Source organism: Streptomyces sp. NPDC104106 (genome assembly GCF_055584345.1).
The window spans coordinates 56,751-82,046 of record NZ_JBVJMF010000027.1 but is presented as its reverse complement, the minus strand read 5'-3'; the positions used below and the strand labels follow the sequence as shown (position 1 = coordinate 82,046).

The 25,296-nt window shown below is 72.5% G+C and carries 21 protein-coding genes and 1 pseudogene; 14 read left to right on the top strand and 8 right to left on the bottom strand.

Annotation, left to right across the window (positions count from 1 at the left end):
- Positions 1 to 152 precede the first annotated feature (152 nt).
- Positions 153 to 1,577 (top strand): amino acid permease, encoded by a 1,425-nt coding sequence (locus tag ACZ60X_RS39575; protein WP_469609706.1) that lies wholly within the window; start codon positions 153 to 155, stop codon positions 1,575 to 1,577.
- 803 nt (positions 1,578 to 2,380) lie between these two features.
- Here ACZ60X_RS39575 and ACZ60X_RS39570 read toward each other — a convergent pair.
- Positions 2,381 to 2,965 (bottom strand): biotin transporter BioY, encoded by a 585-nt coding sequence (locus tag ACZ60X_RS39570; protein WP_469609703.1) that lies wholly within the window; start codon positions 2,963 to 2,965, stop codon positions 2,381 to 2,383.
- A gap of 545 nt (positions 2,966 to 3,510) precedes the next feature.
- Here ACZ60X_RS39570 and ACZ60X_RS39565 point away from each other — a divergent pair.
- The 8 genes from ACZ60X_RS39565 (at position 3,511) to ACZ60X_RS39530 (ending at position 12,078) form a co-directional block, all read left to right on the top strand.
- Positions 3,511 to 4,710 carry an ROK family protein gene (locus ACZ60X_RS39565; protein ID WP_469609700.1) on the top strand — a complete coding sequence of 400 codons (1,200 nt, stop codon included), beginning with the start codon at positions 3,511 to 3,513 and terminating at the stop codon, positions 4,708 to 4,710.
- A gap of 205 nt (positions 4,711 to 4,915) precedes the next feature.
- On the top strand, positions 4,916 to 5,959 hold the full coding sequence (locus ACZ60X_RS39560) for an ABC transporter substrate-binding protein (protein ID WP_469609696.1): 1,044 nt from the start codon (positions 4,916 to 4,918) through the stop codon (positions 5,957 to 5,959).
- The gene (locus ACZ60X_RS39555) at positions 5,956 to 6,801 is read left to right on the top strand and encodes an ABC transporter permease (protein ID WP_469609694.1); all 846 of its coding nucleotides are present in this window, start codon (positions 5,956 to 5,958) and stop codon (positions 6,799 to 6,801) included. Before ACZ60X_RS39560 ends, ACZ60X_RS39555 begins: the two co-directional genes overlap by 4 nt.
- Positions 6,777 to 7,511, top strand: coding sequence for an ABC transporter ATP-binding protein (locus ACZ60X_RS39550; protein WP_469609691.1), 735 nt, complete (start codon positions 6,777 to 6,779; stop codon positions 7,509 to 7,511). Before ACZ60X_RS39555 ends, ACZ60X_RS39550 begins: the two co-directional genes overlap by 25 nt.
- A complete protein-coding gene (locus tag ACZ60X_RS39545) occupies positions 7,508 to 8,842 on the top strand; it encodes an LLM class flavin-dependent oxidoreductase (RefSeq protein WP_469609688.1) in 1,335 nt (444 codons plus the stop codon). Before ACZ60X_RS39550 ends, ACZ60X_RS39545 begins: the two co-directional genes overlap by 4 nt.
- Before the next feature lie 51 nt (positions 8,843 to 8,893).
- The gene (locus ACZ60X_RS39540; RefSeq protein ID WP_469609685.1) at positions 8,894 to 9,790 is read left to right on the top strand and encodes a TauD/TfdA dioxygenase family protein; all 897 of its coding nucleotides are present in this window, start codon (positions 8,894 to 8,896) and stop codon (positions 9,788 to 9,790) included.
- A gap of 119 nt (positions 9,791 to 9,909) precedes the next feature.
- Positions 9,910 to 11,301, top strand: coding sequence for an amino acid permease (locus tag ACZ60X_RS39535; protein ID WP_469609682.1), 1,392 nt, complete (start codon positions 9,910 to 9,912; stop codon positions 11,299 to 11,301).
- A gap of 129 nt (positions 11,302 to 11,430) precedes the next feature.
- Positions 11,431 to 12,078: a superoxide dismutase gene (locus tag ACZ60X_RS39530; protein ID WP_469609679.1), complete on the top strand. Its 648-nt coding sequence runs from the start codon at positions 11,431 to 11,433 to the stop codon at positions 12,076 to 12,078.
- 137 nt (positions 12,079 to 12,215) lie between these two features.
- On the opposite strand, the gene ACZ60X_RS39525 is transcribed toward ACZ60X_RS39530, so the two are convergent.
- Positions 12,216 to 12,872, bottom strand: a complete 657-nt coding sequence (locus ACZ60X_RS39525) for a mycothiol-dependent nitroreductase Rv2466c family protein (protein ID WP_469609676.1) — start codon at positions 12,870 to 12,872, stop codon at positions 12,216 to 12,218.
- A 147-nt stretch (positions 12,873 to 13,019) separates the two neighbouring features.
- On the opposite strand from ACZ60X_RS39525, the gene pepN reads away from it, so the two are divergent.
- The 4 genes and pseudogenes from pepN to ACZ60X_RS39505 all read left to right on the top strand — a co-directional run.
- A complete protein-coding gene (gene pepN, locus ACZ60X_RS39520) occupies positions 13,020 to 15,608 on the top strand; it encodes an aminopeptidase N (RefSeq protein ID WP_469609672.1) in 2,589 nt (862 codons plus the stop codon).
- Between the two features lie 207 nt (positions 15,609 to 15,815).
- Positions 15,816 to 16,856: a hypothetical protein gene (locus ACZ60X_RS39515; RefSeq protein ID WP_469609669.1), complete on the top strand. Its 1,041-nt coding sequence runs from the start codon at positions 15,816 to 15,818 to the stop codon at positions 16,854 to 16,856.
- A gap of 111 nt (positions 16,857 to 16,967) precedes the next feature.
- A complete protein-coding gene (locus tag ACZ60X_RS39510) occupies positions 16,968 to 17,774 on the top strand; it encodes an SGNH/GDSL hydrolase family protein (protein ID WP_469609666.1) in 807 nt (268 codons plus the stop codon).
- A gap of 162 nt (positions 17,775 to 17,936) precedes the next feature.
- Positions 17,937 to 18,134 (top strand): annotated as a pseudogene (locus tag ACZ60X_RS39505) (iron ABC transporter permease); the annotation flags it as partial.
- A 61-nt stretch (positions 18,135 to 18,195) separates the two neighbouring features.
- On the opposite strand, the gene ACZ60X_RS39500 reads toward ACZ60X_RS39505, so the two are convergent.
- From ACZ60X_RS39500 to ACZ60X_RS39480, 5 genes are all read right to left on the bottom strand, one after another.
- Positions 18,196 to 19,476 (bottom strand): glycosyltransferase, encoded by a 1,281-nt coding sequence (locus ACZ60X_RS39500; protein WP_469609808.1) that lies wholly within the window; start codon positions 19,474 to 19,476, stop codon positions 18,196 to 18,198.
- Positions 19,477 to 19,628: 152 nt separating this feature from the next.
- Positions 19,629 to 20,771 (bottom strand): serine hydrolase domain-containing protein, encoded by a 1,143-nt coding sequence (locus ACZ60X_RS39495; protein ID WP_469609663.1) that lies wholly within the window; start codon positions 20,769 to 20,771, stop codon positions 19,629 to 19,631.
- A 696-nt stretch (positions 20,772 to 21,467) separates the two neighbouring features.
- A complete protein-coding gene (locus tag ACZ60X_RS39490) occupies positions 21,468 to 21,947 on the bottom strand; it encodes an NUDIX hydrolase (protein ID WP_469609660.1) in 480 nt (159 codons plus the stop codon).
- Positions 21,948 to 21,956: 9 nt separating this feature from the next.
- Complete coding sequence (locus ACZ60X_RS39485) at positions 21,957 to 22,847, bottom strand: pyridoxamine 5'-phosphate oxidase family protein (RefSeq protein WP_469609657.1); 891 nt, start codon at positions 22,845 to 22,847, stop codon at positions 21,957 to 21,959.
- 2 nt (positions 22,848 to 22,849) lie between these two features.
- Complete coding sequence (locus ACZ60X_RS39480; protein WP_469609655.1) at positions 22,850 to 23,296, bottom strand: VOC family protein; 447 nt, start codon at positions 23,294 to 23,296, stop codon at positions 22,850 to 22,852.
- Between the two features lie 118 nt (positions 23,297 to 23,414).
- On the opposite strand from ACZ60X_RS39480, the gene ACZ60X_RS39475 reads away from it, so the two are divergent.
- Positions 23,415 to 23,957, top strand: coding sequence for a CGNR zinc finger domain-containing protein (locus tag ACZ60X_RS39475; protein ID WP_469609653.1), 543 nt, complete (start codon positions 23,415 to 23,417; stop codon positions 23,955 to 23,957).
- Between the two features lie 39 nt (positions 23,958 to 23,996).
- Here the strand turns inward: ACZ60X_RS39475 and ACZ60X_RS39470 are convergent, their stop codons facing one another.
- Positions 23,997 to 24,782: a hypothetical protein gene (locus ACZ60X_RS39470; protein ID WP_469609649.1), complete on the bottom strand. Its 786-nt coding sequence runs from the start codon at positions 24,780 to 24,782 to the stop codon at positions 23,997 to 23,999.
- Positions 24,783 to 25,296: the final 514 nt, after the last annotated feature.

Here is a 25,296-nt window from a genome sequence, read left to right as displayed (position 1 = left end):
TGCCGGGATGTGAGCGACGCCATAGATCCTCAAGAGAACCTCAAGTAACGATCGCATTTCGGAGGTTCCCGAATCTGTTCGCCTCGGATTCACTGGACCGACTCGTACACCGCTCGTACGGGCCGCTCCACCTGGCGCAAAGGAAACCGTCCATGACCCCTGGTTCGGGCCTCCAAGCAGGACTCAAGAACCGCCACCTGACGATGATCGCGATCGGTGGCGTCATCGGAGCCGGCCTCTTCGTCGGCTCCAGCTCCGGAATCGCCACTGCGGGACCGGGCATCCTCCTGTCGTACGCACTCGTCGGCACCCTCGTCGTCCTCGTCATGCGGATGCTCGGCGAGATGTCCGCCGCGAATCCCACCTCCGGCTCCTTCTCCGCGCACGCCGACCGTGCCCTCGGCCGCTGGGCCGGGTTCTCCATCGGCTGGCTCTACTGGTTCTTCTGGGTCGTCGTGCTGGCCGTGGAGGCCACCGCCGGCGCCAAGATCCTCGCGGGCTGGGTCCCGGCCGTGCCGCAGTGGGGCTGGGCGCTCGTCGTCATGGCCGTGCTGACCGCGACGAACCTGGTCTCCGTCGGCTCCTACGGCGAGTTCGAGTTCTGGTTCGCCGGCATCAAGGTCGTGGCGATCGGCGCGTTCATCGTCATCGGTCTGCTGGCGGTGTTCGGCGTGCTCCCCGGGGTGCACACCGACAAGGCGAGCTTCGGCAACCTGACGAACCACGGCGGCTTCCTGCCGCACGGGCCCGGCGCGATCCTCACCGGTGTGCTGCTGGTCGTCTTCTCCTTCATGGGCAGCGAGATCGCCACCCTGGCGGCCGGCGAGTCGGAGGACCCGCAGCGCGCGGTCACCAAGTCCACCAACAGCATCATCTGGCGGATCGGCGTCTTCTACCTCGGCTCGATCCTCGTCGTGGTCGCGCTGCTGCCGTGGAACGACCCGTCCATCAAGGCGCAGGGCTCGTACGTCGCCGCGCTGAACTCCCTCGGCATCCCGAACGCCGGTCAGATCATGAACGTCATCATCCTGACCTCGGTGCTGTCCTGTCTCAACTCCGGCCTGTACACCGCCTCCCGGATGGCGTTCTCGCTGGGCCAGCGCGGTGACGCACCCAAGGCGTTCGCCCGCACCACCGCGCGCGGTGTGCCGATGGCGGCGATCCTCGCGTCGGTCGTCTTCGGCTTCGTGGCGGTCTTCTTCAACTACGCCTACCCGGACACCGTCTTCCTCTTCCTGGTCAACTCCTCGGGCGCGGTGGCGCTGTTCGTGTGGCTGGTGATCTGCTTCTCGCAGCTGCGGATGCGGAGGATCATCCAGCGGGAGGCGCCGGAGAAGCTCGTCGTGAGGATGTGGCTGTACCCGTATCTGACGTGGATCACGGCCGCCTTCATCGTCGGCGTCCTCGGCTACATGCTGACCGACACGGAAGGCGAGAGCAGCGGTCGTACGACCGTGCTGCTGTCGGTGGGCGTGGCGGCGGTCGTGGTCGTGGTCGCCCTGGTGAAGCAGAAGGTCGAGGCGGGTCGCGCCCCGGCCCCCGCGGTCGACGCGGCCGAGAAGGTCACCACCGGCTGACGCCGCGCGCGAGCGCAGTGCGGGGCCGCAGAGCCCCGATACGACGAAGAGGCTCGCCCGGGTCGACGAAAGTGCCGACCCGGGCGAGCCTCTTCGCGCGAACGACCGCCTCAGCCCTGCCTGCAGACCATTCAAGACGGCCGTGAGGACATCGCCCACCAGACATACGGCGACAGCGACGACACCCCAGCCACCACACACCCCACCACGCACGCCGAAGGGGCCCGGCCCAGGTCAGCGAAAGCGACGACCCCGGCCGAACCCCTTCAGCGCGAACGACCGCCTCAGCCCTGCCTGCAGACCATTCAAGACGGCCGTGAGGACATCGCCCACCAGACATACGGCGACAGCGACGACACCCCAGCCACCACACACCCCACCACGCACGCCGAAGGGGCCCGGCCCAGGTCAGCGAAAGCGACGACCCGGCCGAACCCCTTCAGCGCGAACGACCGCCTCAGCGCTGCCTGCAGACCATTCAAGACGGCCGTGAGGACATCGCCCACCAGACATACGGCGACAGCGACGACACCCCAGCCACCACACACCCCACCACGCACGCCGAAGGGGCCCGGCCCAGGTCAGCGAAAGCGACGACCCGGCCGAACCCCTTCAGCGCGAACGACCGCCTCAGCGCTGCCTGCAGACCATTCAAGACGGCCGTGAGGACATCGCCCACCAGACATACGGCGACAGCGACGACACCCCAGCCACCACACACCCCACCACGCACGCCGAAGGGGCCCGGCCCAGGTCAGCGAAAGCGACGACCCGGCCGAACCCCTTCAGCGCGACCGACCGCCTCAGCCCTGCTTGTCGACCAGCTTCCAGGCGGTGGGCAGCGCGCCCATCGCCAGGGCGGCCTTGAGGGCGTCGCCGATCAGGTACGGGGTGAGGCCGGCGGCGACGGCCTGCGAGGCGGACAGGTGGGCGGCCAGGACCAGGTAGGGCACGCCGACGGCGTAGATGACCGCCTCGCCGAGGAGCATCGTGCCCGCCATGCGCAGCACGGAGCGGTCGGCGCCGCGCCGGGCCAGGGCGCCGACGGCGGCCGAGGCGAGCAGCATGCCGATGACGTAGCCGAAGGAGACCATGCCGGCACCCGAGGCGCCGCCCGCGAACCAGGGCACCCCGGCCACGCCGGCGAGCGCGTACAGGGCGAGGGAGAGGAAGCCGCGGCGGGCGCCGAGCGTGGTGCCGACGAGCAGCGCGGCGAAGGTCTGGCCGGTCACCGGCACCGGGGAGTGCGGCACCGGGACGGCCACCTGGGCCGCGATGCCGGTGAGCACGGCACCGCCGATGACGAGGGCGGCGTCGCGGACGCGGGACGCCGGGAGCAGGTCGGCGAGGACTGTGGCCGGGCGGACGCCGGCGGTGGCGGTGCTCATGGGGACTCCGCGGGGTGAGTGTGGGCGGGCAGGCGGGAACATCGCGACGCTATACCGCGCCGCTCGCGTCGATCACCGTCACCGGTCGACAAAGGCTGGAGCCGGGCCTTGGTGGGCTCCGTACAAAGGATGCGGGTTACACCGGTTACGGCGTGATACCGGTCACTGAGGTGGAGACGCTCACCTCACTTCCCCACCGGAGACCGGGGCTGTGGGTTCCCGCCAAAGCCCTGCTCGAAGCCCCGACACCCCGGCGCCGCCGCCGGGCCCGTCTCGCCCGTCGGTCGCGCTCTGGGCAGCGCGGGGACGTTTTGCTAGCTTCGCTCGCATGGTTGCCCAGGCCCGGTACTTCACGTCGCGTCGCTATGTCGACCTGCGACGCCAGGGCGCGGCCACCTGTCGCCGCCCGGGTTAGGCCCTGTCGTCACATTCCCGTCGTCCGCCCGGAGGGCGGGCCGCGCGGAACGACGGGGCCCAGGGGCGAGCGCTCGGCACGCCCCGCCCTCCCGCGCCGTGTCGGCCCCCGTTCCCGAGGACGGTCCTGAATGCCCCGAACCGCGGTGTCCACCCTTGACTCGCCCGTTCCGCGCGCCGCCGACAGCGGTCGGCGGCGCACCAGCGCCAGTGTCGTGCTGCGCTGCGTGCTGGAGCACGGACCGGTGGCGCGCAGTACCGTCGCCCGGCTGACCGGGTTGTCGCCGGCGGCGGTGACCGAGCACTGTGCCCGGCTCGCCGGTCTCGGCCTGATCCGGGAATCCGTCGTGCCGCGCCGCTCGAACGGGGTCGGCCGACCGCACGTCCCCGTCGATCTGGACGACACGGGGTTCCTGGTCGGCGGGGTGCACGTGGCCGTGCCGTACACCACGGTCGCCCTGCTGGACCTGCGCGGCCGGGTGGTGGCTCGGCGCGAGCTGAAGCACGAGCGCACCGAGCCCGGCCCGGTGCTGGCGCGGGCCGCCGAAGGGCTCGCGGGGCTGCTGGCCGGAGTGCCGGGTCGGCGGGCGCTCGGGGTCGGGGTGGCCGTCGGCGGCTGGGTGGACCGGGCGACGGGCACGGTGGTCGAGCACGAGCTGCTGGGCTGGCGGGAGGTACCGGTGCGGGAGCTGCTCGGTGCGCGCAGCGGGCTGCCGGTCCATGTGGACGGGCACGCGCGGGCGTTGGTGAACGGGGAGCGGCTGTTCGGGCGGGCCCGGGGCAGCGGGAGCGTGCTGCACCTGTTCGTGGGCAATGTGGTCGACGCGGCCTTCGCCACCCATGACGAGGTGCACCACGGGCCGCGTTCGGCGGCCGGGGCGATCGCGCATCTGCCGTTGCCGGGCGGCACCGAGCAGTGCCCGTGCGGCCGGACCGGCTGCCTCCAGGTGGAGCTGAGCGAGCGGACGTTGTGCCGGCGGGCCCGGGCGGCCGGGGTGATCGACTCGGGGAACCCGATGCACGTGGTGGCCGCGGCGGCGGCCGGGGACGCGGTGGCGCGCCGCCTCCTGGTGGAGCGGGCCCGGATGACGGGGCGGGCGGCCGGGCTGCTGCTGGACGTGCTCAATCCGGAGACCGTCGTGGTCACGGAGATGGGCGTGATCCATTTCGAGGACTGCCTGAGCGCGCTCAGAGAATCGGCCGGAATACGTCGTACGGCGGCCGTTCTGCCCACAAGCTTCCCGGATTCCGTGCTGGCGGTCGCCGGCGGGTCAGTGGCCCTCGACGTGGTGTTCCGCGATCCCCTGGGCGCGTCACCTGAGGGTATTTAATTCAGAAACTCGGAATGTTGACAGGGGCCGATCGCGGCCGGGAACATGCTGGTCATGGACCCGCTCAGGAGTTGTCGCACCCTCTGTTGCTGACACATTGCCGCGCATGAAGCGCGTGTTTCCCGCTGCGTGAGTCTTTCTTCCTCCGGCCTGCCTTCCCGGAATTCCTGCTGCGCTTCCTCTCTTTTCTCCTGGGAGTTCTCCCATGCACCGTCGTGTCTTTCTCTCCTCCTTGCTGGGCGCGTCCGCGACCATGGCGGGCCTCAGCGGCTGCGCCAAGGGCGAGGCCTCCGTCGCGGCCAAGGGCGCCGCCACCAAGCCGCTCGCCGACAAGGTCCCGGCGGGGACCAGCCTGAAGATCGCCTCCTACCTGGGACAGCAGCAGCTCCAGTTCCGGCTGGCGAAGCTGCCCGAGCTGCCGTTCACCGTGGCGAACTGGCTGAACATCGGGGCCGGGCCGGACGTCATCAACGCCTTCCGCGCGGGGTCCCTGGACCTCGCGAACAACGCGGGCATCCCGCCGATCCAGGCGCACTACCAGGGCTACGACGCCAAGATCGTGGCGATCGACCTCACCCGTAAGCCGAACTACCTCTTCGCCACCCGGCCCGGCAGCGACATCCGTACGACCGCCGGGTTCAAGGGCAAGCGGCTCGCGTTCTCCCAGGGCCAGGCGCAGGGGGTCGTCCTGCTGCGGGCACTGAGGCAGGCGGGTCTGGCGTACGACGAGGTGACGCTGGTCCCGCTGACCAGCAACCAGTTCTTCACCGCCCTGCAGTCCGGCCAGGTGGACGTGGCCCCGCTCGCCATCAGCCAGGCGCCCGCCTATCTGAAGCGGTATGGACCCAAGGGCGCCCGCGCCGTCGAGACGGACGTCGTCGACCTGCTCAACCTTCTGTGGGCGCCGCAGTCCGTGCTGAACGACCCCGCGAAGGCCGCCGCGATCGCCGCCTACATCCCGCAGTGGACCCAGGGCCAGGTGTGGGCGTACGAGCACCCGGACGCGTGGAACGAGGAGTTCTACGTCAAGACGCAGAACCTGACCCTGGCACAGGCGCAGGGCATCACCCGCCTCGCCAACAAGCCTCTGTTCCCGCCCCGTTGGGACGAGGCGATCAAGTGGGAACAGGAGACGGCCGATCTGCTCGCCGAGGGCGGCTTCGTGAAGAAGTTCGACGTCTCCTCCCTCTTCGACCACCGCTTCGAGGCGATCGCCGCCCGGGCCGTACCCGAGGAGTACCGGAAATGACCGCCGTGACCACGACGACCGCCACCCCGGCACCGAGCGCCGAGGACCTGCCCCAGGTCCGCCGGCGCCGCAGGCTCTCCCCCGGCCGCCGGCTGCCCGCCGCCCGGCTGGTCGGACCGCTGGTGGTGCTCGCGCTGTGGGCCGCCGCGTCCGCCGCAGGAACGCTCGACACCGCCGCCGTCCCGGCGCCCTGGACGGTACTGCGGACGGCCGGTCACCTGTGGACGGACGGCACGCTGACCACCGATGTCCTGACCTCCCTCAGGCGGGCCGCGTACGGCTTCGCGATCGGCCTGAGCGCCGGCGTGCTGCTGGCGCTCGCCGCCGGGCTCAGCCGGACCGGGGAGGCGCTGATCGACGGAACGGTGCAGCTCAACCGGGCCATCCCGACCCTCGGGCTGATTCCGCTGTTCATCCTCTGGCTGGGCATCGGGGAGACTTTCAAGATCGCCATCATCGCGATCGTCGTCTACATACCGGTCTACCTGAACACGCATGCCGCGCTGTCCGGCATCGACACCCGCTTCGTCGAACTCGCCGAGGTGCAGGGGCTGTCGAGGTTCGCCTTCATCCGCCAGGTGGTGGTCCCCGGCGCGCTGCCCGGATTCTTCGTGGGCCTCCGGCTCGGGGTGACCGGATCCTGGCTGGGCCTGGTGGTGCTGGAGCAGATCAACGCCACCAGCGGCCTCGGCTACCTGATGTTCCAGGCGCAGAACTACGGCCAGACCGACGTGATCCTGGTCGGCCTGCTGATCTACGGCGTCTTCGGCCTGGTCTCCGACAGCGTGGTCCGTCTCATCGAACGGAGGGTGCTGTCATGGCGCCGCACACTGAGCAGCTGACCCGTCCCGCCGTCCGGCTCCAGGGTCTGACACGGTCGTTCGACGGCCGCACGGTCCTCGACGGCATCGATCTCGAGGTGCCCGCCGGACAGTTCACGGCCCTGCTCGGGCACAGCGGCTCGGGCAAGAGCACGTTGCTGCGGGCGATCGCCGGCCTGGACCACGGGGTGGCGGGCACCGGCCGGCTGACCGCTCCGGAGCGGGTCTCGGTCGTCTTCCAGGACTCCCGGCTGCTGCCCTGGCGCCGAGTGCTGGACAACGTGCTGCTGGGAACGGAGGGCAGGGACGCCGAGGAGCGCGGCCGGGCCGCCCTCGCGGAGGTCGGGCTGGGGGGACGCGAGCGGGCCTGGCCGGGCGAGCTGTCCGGCGGCGAGGCCCAGCGGGCCGCGCTCGCCCGCTCCCTGGTCCGCGAGCCCGAACTGCTGCTGGCCGACGAGCCGTTCGGCGCGCTGGACGCCCTGACCCGGATCAGGATGCACGCCCTGCTGCGCGACCTGTGGCAGCGGCACCGGCCGTCCGTGCTGCTGGTCACCCACGACGTGGACGAGGCGATCGTGCTCGCCGACCGGGTCCTCGTCCTCGACCGGGGCCGCATCGGCCTCGACCTGACCATCGACCGCCCCCACCCGCGCTCCTACCGGGAGCCGCTGCTGGGCGAGTACCGCGAGCGGCTGCTGGCCGCACTGGGCGTCACGGAGGACCACCAGTGACACAAAGAAGGCTTCACCTGAACGCGTTCCTGATGAACACCGGCCATCACGAGGCGTCGTGGCGGCTGCCGGAGAGCGACCCGTACGCGCACGTCGACCTCCAGCACTACGTGCGGCTCGCGCGGATCGCCGAGCGCGGCGCCTTCGACTCGCTCTTCCTCGCCGACGGCCCCCACCTGTGGGGCAGTCTCGCCCAGCGCCCGGCCGGCGCCCTGGAACCGCTGACCCTGCTGACCGCGCTGGCCACGGCGACCGAACACATCGGCCTGATCGCCACCGCCTCCACCTCCTACAACTCCCCCTACAACCTGGCCCGCAAGCTCGCCTCGCTGGACATCATCAGCGGCGGCCGGGCCGGGTGGAACATCGTCACCACGGCTGGGGCGGAGGCTGCCCGGAACTTCGGGCTCGACGCCGAGCCCGCGCACGCCGAGCGGTACGCCCGTGCCGCCGAATTCCTCGACGTGGCGCTGAAGTTGTGGGACAGCTGGGAGGACGACGCGATCGTCGCCGACAAGGCGGCCGGCGTCTGGGGTGACGACAGCAAGATCCACCCGCCCGCGCACCAGGGCCCGTACTTCAGCGTCGCGGGCGCCCTCAACGTCCCGCGCGCCCCCCAGGGCTACCCCCTTCTCGTGCAGGCGGGGTCGAGCGAGGACGGCAAGGCGTTCGCGGCCCGGTACGCGGAGGCGGTCTTCACCGCGCAGCAGACCCTCACCGAGGCCCAGGCGTTCTACGCCGACCTCAAGTCCCGCACGGCACGGGCAGGAAGGGATCCCGAGCACGTCAAGGTGCTGCCCGGGATCGTGCCCGTCCTGGGAGCGACGGAGGCCGAGGCGCGGGCGGCGGAGCGGCGGCTGGAGGACCACATCGTGTACGACCACGGGGTGGACCGCCTGGAGCGGCTGCTGCAACTTCCCTCCGGGACCCTGGAGTTGGACGGCTCGCTGCCCGCGGACCTGCCGCCCGAGTCCGCCATCGAGGGCGCCAGGAGCCGCTATACGCTCGTGGTCGAACTGGCCCGGCGCGAGCGCCTCACCGTGCGGCAGCTGATCGGACGGCTCGGCGGCGGGCGCGGGCACCTCACCGTCGCCGGCACGCCCGAGCAGGTCGCCGGCCAGATCGAGACCTGGTTCACGCAGGGCGCCGCCGACGGCTTCAACATCATGCCCCCCGTGCTGCCCTCCGGCCTGGACGCCTTCGTCGAGCACGTCGTGCCCCTGCTGCGCGCCCGGGGCCTGTTCCGCACGGAGTACGGGCGCCGCCGCACCCTCCGGGAGCGCTACGGCCTCCCCCGCCCCGCCAACCAGCACACCGCAGCCCTCGTCTGACCTGGGCTGTCGTCGTCTGACCTCATCTGACCTCATCTGAAGGGAACCACCATGTCCATCGAGATCACCAAGGTCACCGCCCGCATCGGCGCCCGCGTCTGCGGTGTCGACATCACCCGGCCCCTGGCCCCGGAGGATGTCGCCGCGATCCGTGAGGCCCTGGGCGTCCACAAGGCCCTCGTCTTCGACGCGGGCGGTCTGGACGACGCCGGCCAGCAGGCCTTCGCCCGGCACTTCGGGGATCTGACCACCGCACATCCGACGGTCGGCGCGGTCGACGGCGCGCCGAACGTGCTGCCCGTGGACAGCGAGCGGGGCCGGGCCAACCACTGGCACACCGACGTCACCTTCGTCCTCAACCCGCCGCAGGCCAGCACCCTGCGCTCGATCACCATCCCGCCGTACGGCGGCGAGACCCTGATCGCCGACGCGGCGGCCGCCTACCGCGATCTGCCCGAACCGCTGCGCCGCTTCGCCGACACCCTGTGGGCCGAGCACACCAACGACTACGACTACGCGGTGCCGGACGAGGAGGTCGACGAGGAGCGGGCGGCCCAGCGCGCCCAGTTCACGTCCATCACGTACCGCACCGTGCACCCCGTGGTCCGCGTCCACCCGCTGACGGGCGAGCGCGGCCTGTTCATCGGCGGGTTCGCGCAGCGGATCGCGGGCCTGTCCACCGGTGAGTCCCGCAAGGTGCTCGACCTCCTCCAGGCGTACGTCACCCGTCCGGAGAACGTCCTGCGCCACCGCTGGGCGGAGCGGGAGCTGGTCCTCTTCGACAACCGGATCACCCAGCACTACGCCATAGACAACTACGACGGCCGGCCGCGCCGGCTGCACCGGGTGACCGTCGCCGGGGACGTCCCGGTGGGCGTCGAGGGCAAGGAGAGCTACTCGATCGAGGGCGACGCCTCGCACTACACGCCAGTGCCCGCGGCGGCGTAACCGGCCGTTCACCCTGCGTACGACAAGTGTCCGGATAGTGGGCGGCCCGTTGGCCTGAGCGGACGGGCCACCCACACTGGCGGGGTTTTGCCGCCCATCGCAGGGGGAGAGCCGCGCTGATGACCGCACCGGAACCGACGACCGAGACGCCGCCTGGGCAGCAGGCCGGCACCTCGCTCTCCCACGGCCTCAAGCAGCGCCATCTGTCGATGATCGCCCTCGGCGGCGTGATCGGCGCGGGCCTGTTCGTCGGCTCCGGCGCGGGCATCGCCGCGGCCGGCCCGTCCATCGTCATCGCCTACGCGGTCTCCGGCCTGCTGGTGATGCTGGTGATGCGGATGCTGGGCGAGATGTCGGCCGCGTACCCGTCCTCGGGCTCGTTCTCGGCGCACGCCGAGCGGGCGATCGGGCCGTGGGCGGGCTTCGCCGCCGGCTGGTCCTTCTGGATCCTGCTGTGCACGGCCGTCGGCCTGGAGGGCATCGGCGCGGCGCACATCGTCTCCGGCTGGGCGCCCGGCACACCCGAGTGGATGTGGGTGGCGCTGTTCATGGTCGTCTTCTGCGGGACGAACCTGGCGGCCGTGCGCAACTTCGGCGAGTTCGAGTTCTGGTTCGCCACGCTGAAGGTCGGCGCGATCTCCCTCTTCCTGATCCTCGGCCTGCTGGCCATCGCGGGCGTCCTGCCCGGCACGGACGCGCCGGGCGCCGCGAACGTGTCCGACTTCTTGCCGCACGGGAGCGACGGCCTGATCATCGGCCTGCTGGCCTCCGTCTTCGCCTACGGCGGCCTGGAGACGGTGACCATCGCGGCGGCCGAGTCCGAGGACCCGGTGCGGGGCGTGGCGTCCGCCGTCCGCACGGCGATGTGGCGCATCGCGGTGTTCTACATCGGCTCGATGGCGGTCGTGGTGACCCTGGTCCCGTGGAACTCGGCGGAGGTCGTCTCCAAGGGCCCCTACGTCGCCACGCTCGACCACCTGGGCATCCCCGGCGCGGGCCAGCTGATGAACGTCGTCGTCCTGGTCGCCCTGCTCTCCGCGATGAACGCCAACATCTACGGCGCCTCGCGCATCGCCTACTCCCTGGTCGACCGCGGCCAGGGCCCGAAGGTGCTGGCGAGGCTGTCCGGCGGCGTCCCGCGCGTCGCGGTCCTGACCTCCAGCGTGCTGGGCTTCGTCTGCGTGCTGCTCAGCTACTGGCGGCCGAACGACATCTTCAAGTGGCTGCTGAACATGATCGGCGCGGTCATCCTGGTCGTCTGGATCTTCATCGCCGTCTCCCAGCTGCTGCTGCGCCGCCGCATCGAGCGCGAGGCGCCGCAGAAGCTGGTCGTGCGGATGTGGGCGTTCCCCGTCCTCACCTGGGTCGCGCTCGCCGGCATGGCCGCGATCTTCGTCCTGATGGCCCGCGAGGCGGACACGCGCGTGCAGCTGTACTCCACGGGCGGCATGACGGCGGCGCTGGCGGCGGTGGGGTACGCCCGGCAGAGGCTGCGGGCGAGCGGGAGCTGACGCCCGCCCCGCCGCAGCACGGAAAGGCCCCCGCGTACGACACGCGGGGGCCTTTCCGTTCCCCCGACACTCTTGTTGTTACTCTGCACTTGCAATAGAGTTGCAATAAGGCTCCGGAGGGGACCGCCCATGCCCGTCTATTCGCTGCCCGACCTGCCCTACGACTACTCCGCGCTCCATCCGGTGATCAGCCCGGAGATCATCGAGCTGCACCACGACAAGCACCACGCGGCCTATGTGAAGGGCGCCAACGACACGCTGGAGCAGCTCGCGGAGGCCCGGGACAAGGAGTCGTGGGGCTCGGTCAACGGCCTGGAGAAGAACCTGGCCTTCCACCTCTCGGGGCACATCCTGCACAGCATCTACTGGCAGAACATGACCGGCCCGAAGGACGGCGGCGGCGAGCCGCTCGCCGCCGACGGGGTGGGTGAGCTGGCCGAGGCGATCAAGGAGTCCTTCGGCTCCTTCGCCGGCTTCAAGGCCCAGCTGTCCAAGGCCGCCGCCACCACGCAGGGATCCGGCTGGGGCGTGCTCGCGTACGAGCCGCTGAGCGGCCGGCTGATCGTCGAGCAGGTCTACGACCACCAGGGCAACGTCGGCCAGGGATCGACCCCGATCCTGGTCTTCGACGCCTGGGAGCACGCCTTCTACCTCCAGTACCGGAACCAGAAGGTGGACTTCATCGAGGCCATGTGGCAGGTCGTCAACTGGCAGGACGTCGCCCGCCGCCACGAGGCCGCGAAGTCCCGCCCCAACGCCCTGCTGCTCGCCCCCTGAGCCACGCGGGAGCGACGGCCCGCCCCCAGAACGCCCTGCCTCGTGATCGTCTTCTCACCCTTCACGGCGGCAGGCGGAAGAACGCAGAGCCCCGCGAGGACGTGACTCGCGGGGCTCTGCCGTACCACCGCGCGGGATCACAGGTTGCTGAAGTCCGGGCCCTTGGTGCGGGTGCGCTTGATCTCGTAGAAGCCCGGCACCGAGGCGACCGCGACGGTGCCGTCCCACAGGCGGGCGGCCTGTTCGCCCTGGGGGGTGGGGGTGACGACCGGGCCGAAGAAGGCGATCTGCTCGCCGTCGTCGCCGGGGAGCGCGATGACCGGGGTGCCGACCTCCTGGCCGACCTTGTCGATGCCCTCCTTGTGGGAGGCGCGCAGTTCGGGCTCGTAAGGGGTGGAGTCCCAGTGGTCCAGGAGGGAGTCGGGCAGCCCGACGTCCTTCAGTGCGGCCGCCACGGCCGACTTCTCCGGGCCCTCGCCCTGGTTGTGGATGCGGGTGCCGAGCGCGGTGTAGAGGTCGCCGAGCACCTCGGCGCCGTGCTCCTGCTGGGCCGCGATGACGACGCGGACCGGCCCCCACGCCTTGGTCGCGAGCATCTCCCGGTACTCCTCGGGCAGCTCGTCCAGCCGGTTCTCGTTGAGCACGGCGAGGCTCATCAGGTGCCAGCGGACCTCGATGTCACGGAGCTTCTCCACCTCCAGCACCCAGCGGGAGGTCATCCAGGCCCACGGGCACAGCGGGTCGAACCAGAAGTCGACGGGGGTCTTGCCGGCCTGCGGCGCGGTCTCGGACATGGCTCTCCTCAGCGAACGGTCCATTGAAGCCTCAACAGAGGGTCAACGACACTCGTGCCGTAGGGATTCCCCGCTGCCTGCCGTCAGGGGCACATGGCAGGATCGGTCCTGTTCAGCCGCCATACACGCGAACACGAGGGAGTGCCCGTGCCCGGTGAGAATCTGTCCCGCGACGAGGCCCGGGAGCGGGCCGCCCTGCTGTCGGTCGACGGGTACGACGTGTCCCTGGACCTGAGGTCCGCCGTGGGCGACGGTGACTCCGGGGCCGGGGCGCCGCGCACGTTCCGCTCGGTGACCACCATCCGCTTCCGCTGCAACGAGCCGGGCGCCGCGAGCTTCGCCGACCTGATCGCGCCGAGCGTGACGTCGGTGTCGCTCAACGGGCGGGACCTGGACCCGGGCCAGGTCTTCGACGGCTCCCGGATCGCGCTGGAGGACCTGGCCGCGGAGAACGAGCTGGTGGTGGACGCCCGGTGCGCCTACTCCCGCACCGGCGAGGGCCTGCACCGCTTCGTCGACCCCGAGGACGGCGAGGTCTACCTCTACACCCAGTACGAGCCGGCCGACGCGCGCCGGGTCTTCGCGAACTTCGAGCAGCCCGACCTGAAGGCGCCGTACCGCTTCGAGGTCCGGGCCCCCGAGGGCTGGACGGTGTGGAGCAACGGCGCGGGCGAACTGGCCGACGGCGTCTGGCGGTTCGCCGAGACCAAGCCGATCCCGACGTACATCACGTGCGTGGTGGCGGGGCCGTACCACTACGTGACCGACTCCTACACCCGCACCTTCGACGACGGCACGAAGCTGGAGATCGCGCTCGGCGCGATGTGCCGCAAGGGGCTCGCCCCGCACTTCGACGCCGACGACGTCTTCCTCGTCACCAAGCAAGGCCTGGACTTCTTCCACGACCACTTCGACTACCCGTACCCGTTCGGCAAGTACGACCAGGCCTTCGTGCCGGAGTACAACCTGGGCGCGATGGAGAACCCCGGTCTGGTGACCTTCCGCGAGGAGTACGTCTTCCGCGGGAAGGTGACGCGGGCGTCGTACGAGGCGCGGGCCAACGTCATCCTGCACGAGATGGCGCACATGTGGTTCGGCGACCTGGTCACCATGGAGTGGTGGGACGACCTGTGGCTGAAGGAGTCCTTCGCGGACTTCATGGGCACGTTCGGATGCGTGGGCGCGACCCGCTTCACGGACGCCTGGACCACCTTCGCCAACCGCCGCAAGGCGTGGGCGTACCGCGCGGACCAGCTGCCGTCCACGCACCCGATCACGGCGGACATCCGTGACCTGGAGGACGCCAAGCTGAACTTCGACGGCATCACCTACGCCAAGGGCGCCTCGGTGCTCAAGCAGCTGGCGGCGTACGTCGGCCAGGACGCCTTCCTGGAGGGCGCCCGCCGCTACTTCAAGCGGCACGCGTACGGCAACACGCGCCTGACCGACCTGCTGTCGGTGCTGGGCGAGACCAGCGGGCGGGACATGTCGGCGTGGGCGCGCTCCTGGCTGCAGACGGCCGGGGTCAACTCGCTGACCCCTCAGGTGCTGCTGGACCCCGAGGGCGGCCGGATCGCGGAGCTGGCGATCGTGCAGGAGGCACCCGAGGCGCACCCGCAGGAGCGCCCGCACCGGATCGCGGTGGGCCTGTACCGCCGTACGCCCGAGGGGGACCTCGCGCGGTACGCGCGCGTGGAGACGGACGTGGCGGGTCCGCGCACGGTGGTGGCGGAGCTGGCGGGCGCCGAGGCTCCGGAGCTGGTGCTGGTCAACGACGACGACCTGACGTACTGCAAGATCCGCTTCGACGCGACCTCGCTGGACACCCTGCGCGCGCACCTGGGCGAGTTGACGGATCCGCTGGCGCGGGCGCTGTGCTGGTCGGCGCTGTGGAACATGACGCGGGACGCGCTGCTGCCGGCGCGGGACTTCATCGCGCTGGTGCGGGCGTTCGCGGGCCGGGAGTCCGACATCGGTGTGCTGCAGATGCTGCACACGTGGGCGGAGTCGGCGGCGGTGCACTACACCGCGGCCGAGCGGCGCGAGGAGGCCGGGCGGGAGCTGTGCCAGACGGCCTCAACCGAGCTGTACGCCGCCGCGCCGGGCAGCGAGCACCAGCTGGCGTGGGCGCGGTTCTTCGCGCGCGTGGCCGACGTACCGGCCGCGTTCGAGCTGCTGACCTCGCTGCTGGACGGATCGGTGACGCTGCCGGGTCTGGAGGTGGACCAGGAGCTGCGCTGGGCGTTCCTGGAACCGATGGCGGCGCACGGGGTGGTCGACGAGTCGGCGCTGGCGGCGGAGCTGGCCCGGGACGACACCGCCTCGGGCAAGCGCCACCAGGTCCGCTGCCTCGCGGCCCGCCCCTCGGCGGCGGTCAAGGCGCAGGCGTGGGCGCAGGTCGTGGAGTCCGACGCGCTGTCGAACGCGCTGGTGGAGGCGACGATCGCGGGCTTCGACCAGGCCTCGCAGCGCGAGCTGACCGCGCCGTACGCCGAGAAGTACTTCGCGGCGATCGAGCGGGTGTGGCGCGAGCGGTCGATCCAGATCGGCATGGACGTCGTACGGGGTCTGTTCCCGGCGCTGCAGGACCGGCCGGAGACGCTGGAGGCGACGGACGCGTGGCTGGAGGCGCACCGGGACGCGGCGCCGGCGCTGCGCCGGCTCGTCCTGGAGGCGCGGGACGACCTGGCGCGGGCGCTGCGGGCGCAGGCGTGCGACGCGGCGGCGGAAGCCTGAGCTTTGGCCTGAGCTACCCGCCTCGGTGACCGTTACGAAATCCGGGCGAACAACCCCGTAACCCCTGGTCCGCACCCGTGCGGACCAGGGGTTTTCGCTGCCTTCTCGGCATCCGAACACCTGACCTTTAGTCCCGGCTTGTCCGCATTCATCGACGGCCGTGTAACAGCGGTTAAGCGTGGGACAGGGCCGGGGAATCCCGACGCCATGACGCACAACACCCCGCTCTCCCCCCGTCCCCTCCACGCTCTGGCCGAGACCGGCCGCCGCGTCCTGACGGTGACCCAGCTCCGCTCCCACGGTGTGACACCGTCCGAGCTGGCCGAGCACTGCCGCCGTGGCGGCCCCTGGCAGCAGCTGCTGCCGAACGTGGTCCTGCTCCACCCCGGCCCGCCGACGAGCGAGGAGCGGCTGCACGGGGCCCTGCTGTACGCGGCCCGCGAGTCCTGCGCGCCGGGCGTCCCGGCCCAGCCGACGGCACGGCACGCCCGCCGCCCGGCCTACGCCGAGGCGGTGATCACGGGCCTGGCGGCCCTCACCCTGCACGGCTTCGCGGCCACCCCGCCGCTGCCCTCCCTGGACCGCATCGACGTCCTGGTCCCCCGTCGGCGCCGACTGCGCTCCACGGGCTACGTCCGCATCCGGCGTACCCCGGCGCTGCCCACGCCCCGCACGGTGACCGGCCTGCCGGTGGCGCCGGTGCCCCGGGCGCTGGCGGACGCGGTCGCGGAGCTGACCGACGGGCAGGCGGTACGGCGGCTGCTGACGGAGGCGGTGCGCGGCGGGCACTGCGAACCGGCCTCCGTCGTCCGGGAGTTGACCCAGGCCAAGCTGCTGAACCTGCCCCATGTGGTGAACGCCGTGGACTCCCTGCTGGCCGAGGGCCGCTCGATCGCCGAGGACCGGCTGTACCGGATGGTCAGCCAGTACGGCCTGCCCGACCCGGTCTGGAACGTCGACCTGAGGCTGCCCGGCGGTCCCCACCTCGGCGGCGTGGACGCGTACTGGCCCGACCAGGCGGTGGCGGTGGAGCTGGACACGAGGGCGCCCCGCCAGGACGAGGACGCGCTGTGGTCGGAGTACGCCCGCAAGCGCGAGCACCTGGAACGCCTCGGGATCACGGTCGTCCACGTCACCCCGAAGAAGCTCCGGGAGTCGCTGGAGCAGCAGGCGGCGGTGGTCCGTACGGCCCTGATGGCGTCGGTCGACCGGGACCCGGCCGCGTATGTCGTGGTGCTCCCGCGGTAGTGGCGGGCGCGTGCGCGCGGTGCGGCGGACGAAGCGGGGTGACGGTGCGTGTTCACTCGGGTGGCGGAGGTGAGCGGGCGGCGGCGGTCCGGCCGCGCTACACCGGGACGTATGCGACACACCCGGATGGCCGTGTGCTCGTCCGCCTTCGTACTGGCCACGGCCTGCCTCGTCACCCCCGCCACGGCACAGGAGGCGCCCACGGGCGCGGCCGTGGGCTACGTAGCCCTCGGCGACTCCTACTCCTCCGGCGTCGGCTCCGGCGACTACCTGCCCGGCCGCCCGGACTGCAAGCGCAGCGACCACGCCTACCCCGCCCTGTGGGCGACGGCCCACCACCTGCCGTCCTTCGCCTTCCCCGCGTGCAACGGCGCCCGCGCCGGCGACGTCCTGACCGGCCAGCTCGCCCCGCTCGGCCCCCGTACCAGGCTGGTCACCCTCACCGTCGGGGGCAGTGACGCCGGCTTCAGCGGGGTCATGACGATCTGCGCGCTCGGTGGCACCACCGGCTGTCTGGCCGCCGTCGCACAGGCACGCTCCACCATGGACGGCTCGCTGCCGCGCAGCCTGGACCGGCTCTACACGGCCATCAGGGAACGGGCCCCCGCCGCCCGCGTGGTGGTGCTCGGCTATCCGCACCTCTACCAGCTGAAAGGCGGCTGCCGGGTCGGCCTGGAGAACGGTTCACGCGCCGCGATCAACGAGGCCGTCGACCACCTCGACACCGTGATCGCCCGGCGCGCCGCCGCCCACCGGTTCGCCTTCGCCGACGTCAGGGCCCTCTTCACCGGCCACGAGATCTGCTCCCCCAGCCCCTGGCTGCACAGCGTGGAGCCGCTCGCGCTCACCGAGTCCTACCACCCGACCGCCCCGGGCCAGGCCCACGGCTACCTCCCGGCTCTGGACCGGGCCTCCTGAGGCGCCCGCGCCCCGGCCGAGGGTGCGGCGGAGCCCTTTCCAGCGGTACGGCTTCGCCGATCCCCGGCGGCGCGGCGGGGCGCTGGGCGCGCCGCGCGGCCGGAACGACGGCCGGCTGGTCGTCGCCTCGGGTGCCGGGCCGGTCGGGTTCGCTCGCCGGACGTGATCGGCATCGGGGACGGCGCCGCGGCCGACACCGTGCTCGCGCTCGCCGCCGGCCTGGCGCGGGCCCCGGGCGCCCTGCCCGCCGTGTCCGTGGCCGGCGGACTCGCGGCCGCCGCGCTCGTCCACGCACTGGCCTCGCGGCACGGCATGCAGGCCGGCCGGTTCGTGCTCACCGGCGTCGGGATCGGGGTCGCGCTGTCGGCGGTCGTGCCGCCGGCCCGACGTCCGCGGCCGGGGCATCGGCAGCCGGGCGCGGCTACAGCTCGTCCGGTGCCTCTTCGCCCGCAGCCCCGCGATGCGGATCGAGGCCGACGCCGAGGCCGTCCTGGAGGGCGAGGGGTGCCGCGACCCGCTGCCCGCCGACGCCGGCGCCGACGTGTGAGGCGTACACCTCGTCCAGCAGCATGGCGTACGCCGCGATCATCCTCGTCCGGCTGAACCGCTCCCGGCTCAGCTCCAGGGCTACCCCCAGCTCCGCGCGGGACGCGACCGCGGCGCTCCAGGCGAGGGCGATCGCGGCCGGGTCCGGCGGGGTGACGAAGCCGAGCCCGTCGACGATCGACGCGCTGTCGCCGACGTCGGTGGTCACCGGGACCGCGCCGCACATCATGCCCTCGATCAGGCACAGCGGGGCCGCCTCGCCGGAGACGGAGGTCAGGGCGACGGCGTCGGCCCCGGCGTACACCGTCTCCATGTCGTGCCGGACGCCGAGCGGGCGCACCCGGTCGGCGAGCTGCCGGTCCGGCCCGAAGGCCGCCTCGATGTCGGCCCGCAGGGCGGGGTTGGTGTCCGTCATCCCGGCCCCGCACAGCACCACGTGCCCGCGGCCCTCACGGGCCAGCCAGGTGCGGGCGGCGGCGAGGAGGAGCGGGACGTTCTTCATCGGGGCGTAGCGGGCCGCGAAGACGATCACCGGGTCCGTGGCACCGATCCCCAGGGACTCCCGGAAGGCGAGCCGGGCGGCCGGGTCCGGGCGGAAGCGGAGCAGGTCGACGCCGTTGGGGATGACGTGGAGCAGCGCGGCCGGGACGCCCGCCGCCTCGTAGGCCGCCCGCGTCGACTCGGCGCAGCACACGCACGCCGCCACCGTGCCGTCGGCGATGGCGGCCTTCAGCTCGTCCAGCGCGGGGCCCTGGTTCTCCGGGTCGGAGCGGTGCAGGCAGACCACGACCGGGCGGCGGGGCAGGCCGGCCTGGTTCAGCAGCGCCAGCGGTTGCTCCTTCAGGGAGAGGATCACGTCCGCGCCGGCCATCGACCGTGCCGTTTCGGCCAGCTCGGGCCCGCTGAAAACCGACGCCGCGACGGAGCCGTCCACCAGGCCCGCGCTGCGCCCCAGCGAGGTCACACCGATCCCGGCGGCCGTCAGGGAGCGGTAGCAGGCGTCGTCCTCCATGCGCTGCCGGGTGGCCTCGCGGCGGACCTCGCCATGGATGCTGAGCACCTGGTGGGACTGGCCGCCCTCGGCCAGTCCCCGTACGACGTCACTGTGCACGATCCGGGCCCCTCCGGAGAAGAAGCCCTCGTAGACCGACAGCACACGCAGTCCGTGCGAAGCGCGCACACGACCACCCGCCTTGCATTCGACGATCGCGAAGATCGAGCCATCCCCGTGAACAGCGGGTTAGCCGATATGAGGCGGTACGGACATTGCGTCCTGGTTAACACGCAATGACATGGATGAAACGACGGCTAACAGAATTCCCCCTCTACGATCTTGCTCGCGTCGCCGGCCCAGTCGCCGTTGAAATTGAAGGCGAGCGCATGCCTGCCGTCGGCCGTCGTCACCGCCGTCGACGCGGAGCCGTGAATGCCGCCGTCATGGCCCCAGACGTGGACTCCGCAGGTCAGCGTGGTGTCCATGAGACCGAGGCCGTAGCGGACATGGGGCGCGATCCGGGTGTCCACCGTGGTCTTCATTTCCTTGAGCTGCCGCGCCGGAAGGAGTTTTCCGCCGAGCAGCGCGGCGTAGAAGCGGTCGAGGTCCGCGGAATTCGAGATCATTTCTCCGGCGGCGGAGGCGACGGACGGGTTCAGGGCCGTGACGTCGTACACCGCACCCCGGGGATCGGTGAATTTCGAGTAGGCGCGGCTGCTCGGCCGCGGGACGGTCACCCGGGTGCCGGGCAGCGAGGTGCCCGTCAGGCGCAGGGGCCCGACGACCCGGCGGGTGATCTCCTCGGCGTAGGAGTGTCCGGTCACCTTCTCGATCACCATGCCGGCCAGGACGTAGTTGGTGTTGGAGTAGTTCCAGGACGTGCCCGGCGCGAAGTCCGGCCGGTGCCGCATCGCGATGGCCACCAGCTGCTGCGGGGTGAGCGTGTCGTAGCGGTGCCGGTCGAAGCCGTCCTTGGTGAAGTAGGCGCGGCCGAAGTCCGCGTCGGCGGTGTAGCTGTAGACGCCGCTGGTGTGGTTCAGCAGTTGGCGGACGGTGATGCGGCGGCCGTCGTTGCCGTTGCCGTGGACGACGCCCGGCAGCCACTTCTCCACGCTGTCGTCGAGCGACAGCCGCCCCTCGGCCTCCAGTTGGAGCAGGACGGTGGAGACGAAGGTCTTGGTGATGCTGCCGACGCGGTAGCGGTCGGCGGCGGAGCGCGGCTTCCCGGTGCGCAGGTCGCCGACACCCGCCGTGGCGGACCAGGTGCCGTGGGCGTCCCGGGCGGTGGCGGTCACCCCGGGGACCCCGGCCGCGACCGCCGCCTCGACGGCTTCGCGGGTGGCGCCGTGCCCGCCGCCCGCCGGCGGTGCCGCCACGGCCGGGGCCGCCAGGGCCGCCGAGACGAGCAGGGCGGTGGCGCCCACGAGAGTCGCGCCCAGGGTCGTGCGTACGCGCATGTCTTCCCCCAACCTGTGATGAACGGTGCGGTCGGGGTGAGAAACCGGTGCCGGATGCGCGAAGGTTGCTTGCCGGTAGGCCAGTTGGGTGGTTTTCAGCCCTTCTTCAGCACCAGCTCGACTGTCACGGTCCGCCGCGGCGCCGCCGAGGGTCGTGCTCGCGCCGGGGGCGTCGCAGGCCGGATCGCGGTAGAGGGCGGCGAGGCCGGTCTCCGCATGCGGTGAGTGCCGTGCGGCGGCGCGCGGCCGAAGTGGGCCGCGGCCGGTTCCTCGCGCACGACGCGCGGCCGGCCGGGGCTGTCGCCGAGGCTCCGGTAGACGCCGGCACCTCGCCGGGGACGCCGGTGGCGGCCTCGCTGCCGGTGGGGCGCGTGGCGTAGCCGATTCCGGCGCGGAGCGAGGCCGCTCCGGCGGCGGCGAGGACGGTACGGCGCCCGGCCCCCAGCGCGGAGGTGACGGCAGAGCGTGTGCGCGACATGGCGCGATCTCCCGGGGCGCGAACGCGTCGGCAGTGGTCGCGGGCCGTCGCAGGCGCGGACGCCCCGCTCGCGGTGGATGCTTGGCGGCGGGAACGACCGAGGCGTGAACGCGCCGGCAACGCGCGGCGCCGATCGACGTACGGGGACCACGGGGCGGGGCTGGGCCACGCGGCGGCCGGCAAGGGGCGCGGGCCGCCGTGCGCCCGTCACGCCGTGTTCACCGGCCGGGGTGTCCGCCGGGCCGCGCGGCCCGCTCCGGGCGCCCGTGGGAGGGCCGTTCACGCCACAGCGTCAGGGCGGTGTCGACGAGGGGGACGCGGTTCAGTCCGGGTACGGCGTCCAGCGGCTGCCAGGCGGCGAAGTCGGTGGACCCGCCGATCTCGTAGCGCAGTTCGCCGCCGGTGATCTCGCCCGCGTAGACGATCCGCAGCCCGTGGTGGTCCGTGCGGCGGCCGACGCGCGGGTGGCCGACCAGGCGGAGGGAGTCGACGCCGAGGAGATCGGTGACCCGGATGCGGTAGCCGGTCTCCTCGGCGACCTCGCGGCGGACGGTGTCGTACGGGTCCTCGCCGTGCTCCATGCCGCCGCCGGGCAGCACCCACTCCTGAGTGCCGTCCGGCCCCGGCGAGCGGGCGAGCAGGAGCTGTCCGTCGCGGACGCACACGGCGTAGGCCGCCACCCTCAATTTCCTTCGCATGCGCGGACGTTAGCGCGCGATGTCCGGATTCGCCGGGGAATACTCGGGAGCCGACCAGCGCAGCGGGAGGGCGGCCGGGGTCCACAGGATCTCCTCGGGGACGAAGCGGACGGTACGCCCGCCGTCGGCCGTGAACTCGGCGCGCGCCTCGCCGGTGAGCTGCAGGGTGTCGCCCGTGGCCCAGTCGAGGAAGAGCAGCCCGGCGCGGGGGTCGGTGCGCAGGTTGCCGAGCGTCAGGAACATGGCGTTGCCGGCGTAGTCGGGCCAGGCGAGTCCGTGCGGCGAGGTGACCTGGACGAAGCCGGGGTTGCCGCCGCGGTGGCTGACGTCGGCCCCGCCGGGGTGCACGGTGGCGAGGAAGAAGGTGTCGGCGGCGCGGATGAACTCCCGCTGCACCGAGCCGAGTTCGGTCATCCGTCGCGGGGGCGACGGCGTACGGCCGGCGACCGTCTCGTAGGCGTGCCTGCGCTGGATGTGCTTGGGGCAGTTGGAGAAGACCTGATCGGCCTCGACGGCGAAGCCCCGCGCCGTGGGGCGCAGCCGGCCGTTGAGGCGCATACGGCGGCGGGTGCGGGGATCCAGGGCGATGGTGCCTACGGGGGTGTCGGGGGTGCGCAGCGCGCCGGTGAGCGGATCCGGGGCGTGTCCGCCGTCCCCGGCCACGGACATCCGCCGGGGCCCGGTCGCCCGGACGAAGCCCGGCGCCCCCGTCAGCGCCGACGCCCACACCCGGCCCGTCGCCGGGTCCGCCGCACCGACGACGAGCAGGGGCTGCAGTTCCAGGAAGGCCGCCGCGACCGGCTTGATGTCCTGGCCGAGGGAGCGGCCGACGTGCTCGGCGCGGTCGCGGAGTCCCATCAGCTCCTGCACGGCGAGCGAGCCCGCGTGATAAGCGCTCATGACTAGAAGAAACCGCAGGTCGGAGCGGACTCGTGGGGAGCCGGGGCGGTCTCGTCGCCGAGGGGCGCGGCGATCTCCACCCGGATGCCGTCCGGGTCGTGGAAGAAGATGCCGCCCGAGGTGCCGCCCTCGCGGTGGGCGACCACGCCGTCGTGGGCGAAGTCGATCCCGGCGGCCCGCAGCGCGGACTCGTGGGCGCGGACCTCGTCGAGGGAGTCGACGCTCAGGGCGAGGTGGTGCAGTCCGGGCCGGCCGCTGTCGTACGACCCTCGCGCCTGCTGCCAGAGGGTGACGAGCGGGGGGCCGCCGGCCTCCCCCAGCATCGCCCAGCGCTGGTGGTCCTCCTTGCCCTCGGCGAGCACGGCGAAGCCGAGGAGGTCGCGGTAGAGAGCGAGGGAACGGTCGAGGTCGGTGACGTTCAGGCCGGTGTGCGCGAGGCGCGGAGCCATGGCTGTCCTTTCGGGATGCCGCGGGATGTCTAACTGTTGTACTTGACGTTAGAGGGTTAGAGGCAGAGTCGTCAACCGGTCACGTACTCTTGAGGGGTTAGACGAGAAGGAGTGTCCGATGCCCGTCGCCCGCGACCCCCGCCCGCTCACCGGCGAGCCCCTCGCCCTCGACCTGCTCAACACCCGCTGGAACCGGGAGGGCGAGATACAGGACCTGCTCGAGGGCACCGATGGGCTGGCGGTGTGGCTCGCGAGCAACGGGCTGGCCGGGAGCCACGCGGCGAACCCCGAGGTGCTGGACCACCTGCGCGAGGCGCGCGAGGCGCTGAGGGCGGCGGTCGACGGGGCACCGGAGCGGGCCGCGCCGCTCCTGGACGCCGTACTGGACCACGGGCGGATCCGGGCCCGGCTGACCGCCGAGGGCCCCGCCGAGGAGCCGGAGTTCGCCGACCCCGCCTGGGGCCCGGCCTGGCTCGCCGCCCGGAACTACCTGGAACTGCTCACCCGCGCCCCGGAGCGGATCCGCGTCTGCGCCGGGGGCGGCTGCGTCCTGCACTTCTACGACACCTCACGCAACGGCACCCGCCGCTGGTGCTCGATGGCCGCCTGCGGCAACCGGGCGAAGGCGTCCCGCCACTACGCGCGCTCGAAGGAGGCCTGAGCGCGCCGCCGCCGGTGGGGACGAGGGTGAGAACGGGGCTCACCGCTCGTCGCACGTGGTGCGCCCGGACGCGGCCAGCGCCTCGGTGATCCACGCCCGGTCGACGGCGACGCGGGCGTCGCCCACGGCCCACAGGGTCGCGTTCCGCTCGCCCGCGCCGACCGTGACGAGCACGTGCTGTCCCGTGCGCGGGGCCGGCCGCGCACCGGCGTCCAGCAGGAAGGTGACCTCGGCCGGCCCGTGGGCGGGCTTGTAGGACCGGGTCACGGTGAGCGTCACCCGGCTCCACGAGGACGACGCCTGCGGCCGCACGCCCGCCACCGTCCCCTCCACCACCAGCCGGGAACAGGCGAGTTCGCGTGCCGGATCGGCCGGCCGGCCGCTGTCCTCCCCGCGGACCGGCGCGTCCTTGCCGGCGGACGTCGCGCTCGGCCCGCTGTCGGCCGCGCCGGCGCCGTGCGTCACCAGCCAGCCGAACCCGGCGACCGCCGCGAAGGCCGCCGCACCGGCGAGGGCGCCGACCGCGACGCGCAGCGTACGGCGGCGCCCGGAGGGACGGCCGGGACGCGGCGGGCGGTTCGGGCGAGGGGGGCGTGCCGGGTGTCGGGAACGGTTCGGGCGCCGTGGGACACGGGGGGCGCCGGAGCCGTCGGAACCGGTGGCGGCATCGGAGTCACCGGCGGCCTCACCGGTCAACGCCTGTGCCAGGAAGCCCAGTTGCTCTCTGAGCACCGCCAGGTCGGCCTCGGCTGCCCGGTGCTCGGCGAGGAAGGCGGGGTCCCGGCGGGCCGCCTCCGGCAGCGGTTCGCCGGTGATGGCGGCCATGAGCGCGTCGGCGCGTCGGCGGTCGCCGTACCCCGAGGATCCCGCGGGATCCCCTCCATCCTCGCAGCCGCCGCCGTCATCCCCACCGCCGTCGAGGCCCCCGCAGCCGCCGTAACCGCGGCCCTCGCAGGCCCCGCAGGCCCCGCAGCCCGTGCGGTCGCCGACCCCAGCGCCTCCACGGCTCACATCGCCCCCAGATACACCGTGGCGCCCGGGGCCCCCGCCACCCTCGCAAACCCCGCCCGCGCAGGCGTCGCGTCCCCCGTAGCCTCCATCGCCCACATCGCCCCCACTTCCCCCGGCTCTCCCGCTACGCCCGGGGCCCCCGCCACCCTCGCAAACCCCGCCCGCGCAGGCGTCGCGTCCCCCGTAGCCTCCATCGCCCACATCGCTCCCACTTCCCCCGGCTCCCCCGCTACGCCCGGGGCCCCCGCCACCCTCGCAAACCCCGCCCGCGCAGGCGTCGCGTCCCCCGTAGCCTCCATCGCCCACATCGCCCCCACTTCCCCCGGCT

Bases quoted from the DNA above. Each gene is read 5' to 3' on its own strand.
- ACZ60X_RS39575 (WP_469609706.1), top strand. From the start codon at position 153: ATGACCCCTGGTTCGGGCCTCCAAGCAGGACTCAAGAACCGCCACCTG.
- ACZ60X_RS39570 (WP_469609703.1), bottom strand. From the start codon at position 2,965: ATGAGCACCGCCACCGCCGGCGTCCGCCCGGCCACAGTCCTCGCCGAC.
- ACZ60X_RS39565 (WP_469609700.1), top strand. From the start codon at position 3,511: ATGCCCCGAACCGCGGTGTCCACCCTTGACTCGCCCGTTCCGCGCGCC.
- ACZ60X_RS39560 (WP_469609696.1), top strand. From the start codon at position 4,916: ATGCACCGTCGTGTCTTTCTCTCCTCCTTGCTGGGCGCGTCCGCGACC.
- ACZ60X_RS39555 (WP_469609694.1), top strand. From the start codon at position 5,956: ATGACCGCCGTGACCACGACGACCGCCACCCCGGCACCGAGCGCCGAG.
- ACZ60X_RS39550 (WP_469609691.1), top strand. From the start codon at position 6,777: ATGGCGCCGCACACTGAGCAGCTGACCCGTCCCGCCGTCCGGCTCCAG.
- ACZ60X_RS39540 (WP_469609685.1), top strand. From the start codon at position 8,894: ATGTCCATCGAGATCACCAAGGTCACCGCCCGCATCGGCGCCCGCGTC.
- ACZ60X_RS39535 (WP_469609682.1), top strand. From the start codon at position 9,910: ATGACCGCACCGGAACCGACGACCGAGACGCCGCCTGGGCAGCAGGCC.
- ACZ60X_RS39530 (WP_469609679.1), top strand. From the start codon at position 11,431: ATGCCCGTCTATTCGCTGCCCGACCTGCCCTACGACTACTCCGCGCTC.
- ACZ60X_RS39525 (WP_469609676.1), bottom strand. From the start codon at position 12,872: ATGTCCGAGACCGCGCCGCAGGCCGGCAAGACCCCCGTCGACTTCTGG.
- ACZ60X_RS39515 (WP_469609669.1), top strand. From the start codon at position 15,816: ATGACGCACAACACCCCGCTCTCCCCCCGTCCCCTCCACGCTCTGGCC.
- ACZ60X_RS39510 (WP_469609666.1), top strand. From the start codon at position 16,968: ATGCGACACACCCGGATGGCCGTGTGCTCGTCCGCCTTCGTACTGGCC.
- ACZ60X_RS39495 (WP_469609663.1), bottom strand. From the start codon at position 20,771: ATGCGCGTACGCACGACCCTGGGCGCGACTCTCGTGGGCGCCACCGCC.
- ACZ60X_RS39490 (WP_469609660.1), bottom strand. From the start codon at position 21,947: ATGCGAAGGAAATTGAGGGTGGCGGCCTACGCCGTGTGCGTCCGCGAC.
- ACZ60X_RS39485 (WP_469609657.1), bottom strand. From the start codon at position 22,847: ATGAGCGCTTATCACGCGGGCTCGCTCGCCGTGCAGGAGCTGATGGGA.
- ACZ60X_RS39480 (WP_469609655.1), bottom strand. From the start codon at position 23,296: ATGGCTCCGCGCCTCGCGCACACCGGCCTGAACGTCACCGACCTCGAC.
- ACZ60X_RS39475 (WP_469609653.1), top strand. From the start codon at position 23,415: ATGCCCGTCGCCCGCGACCCCCGCCCGCTCACCGGCGAGCCCCTCGCC.
- ACZ60X_RS39470 (WP_469609649.1), bottom strand. From the start codon at position 24,782: ATGGCCGCCATCACCGGCGAACCGCTGCCGGAGGCGGCCCGCCGGGAC.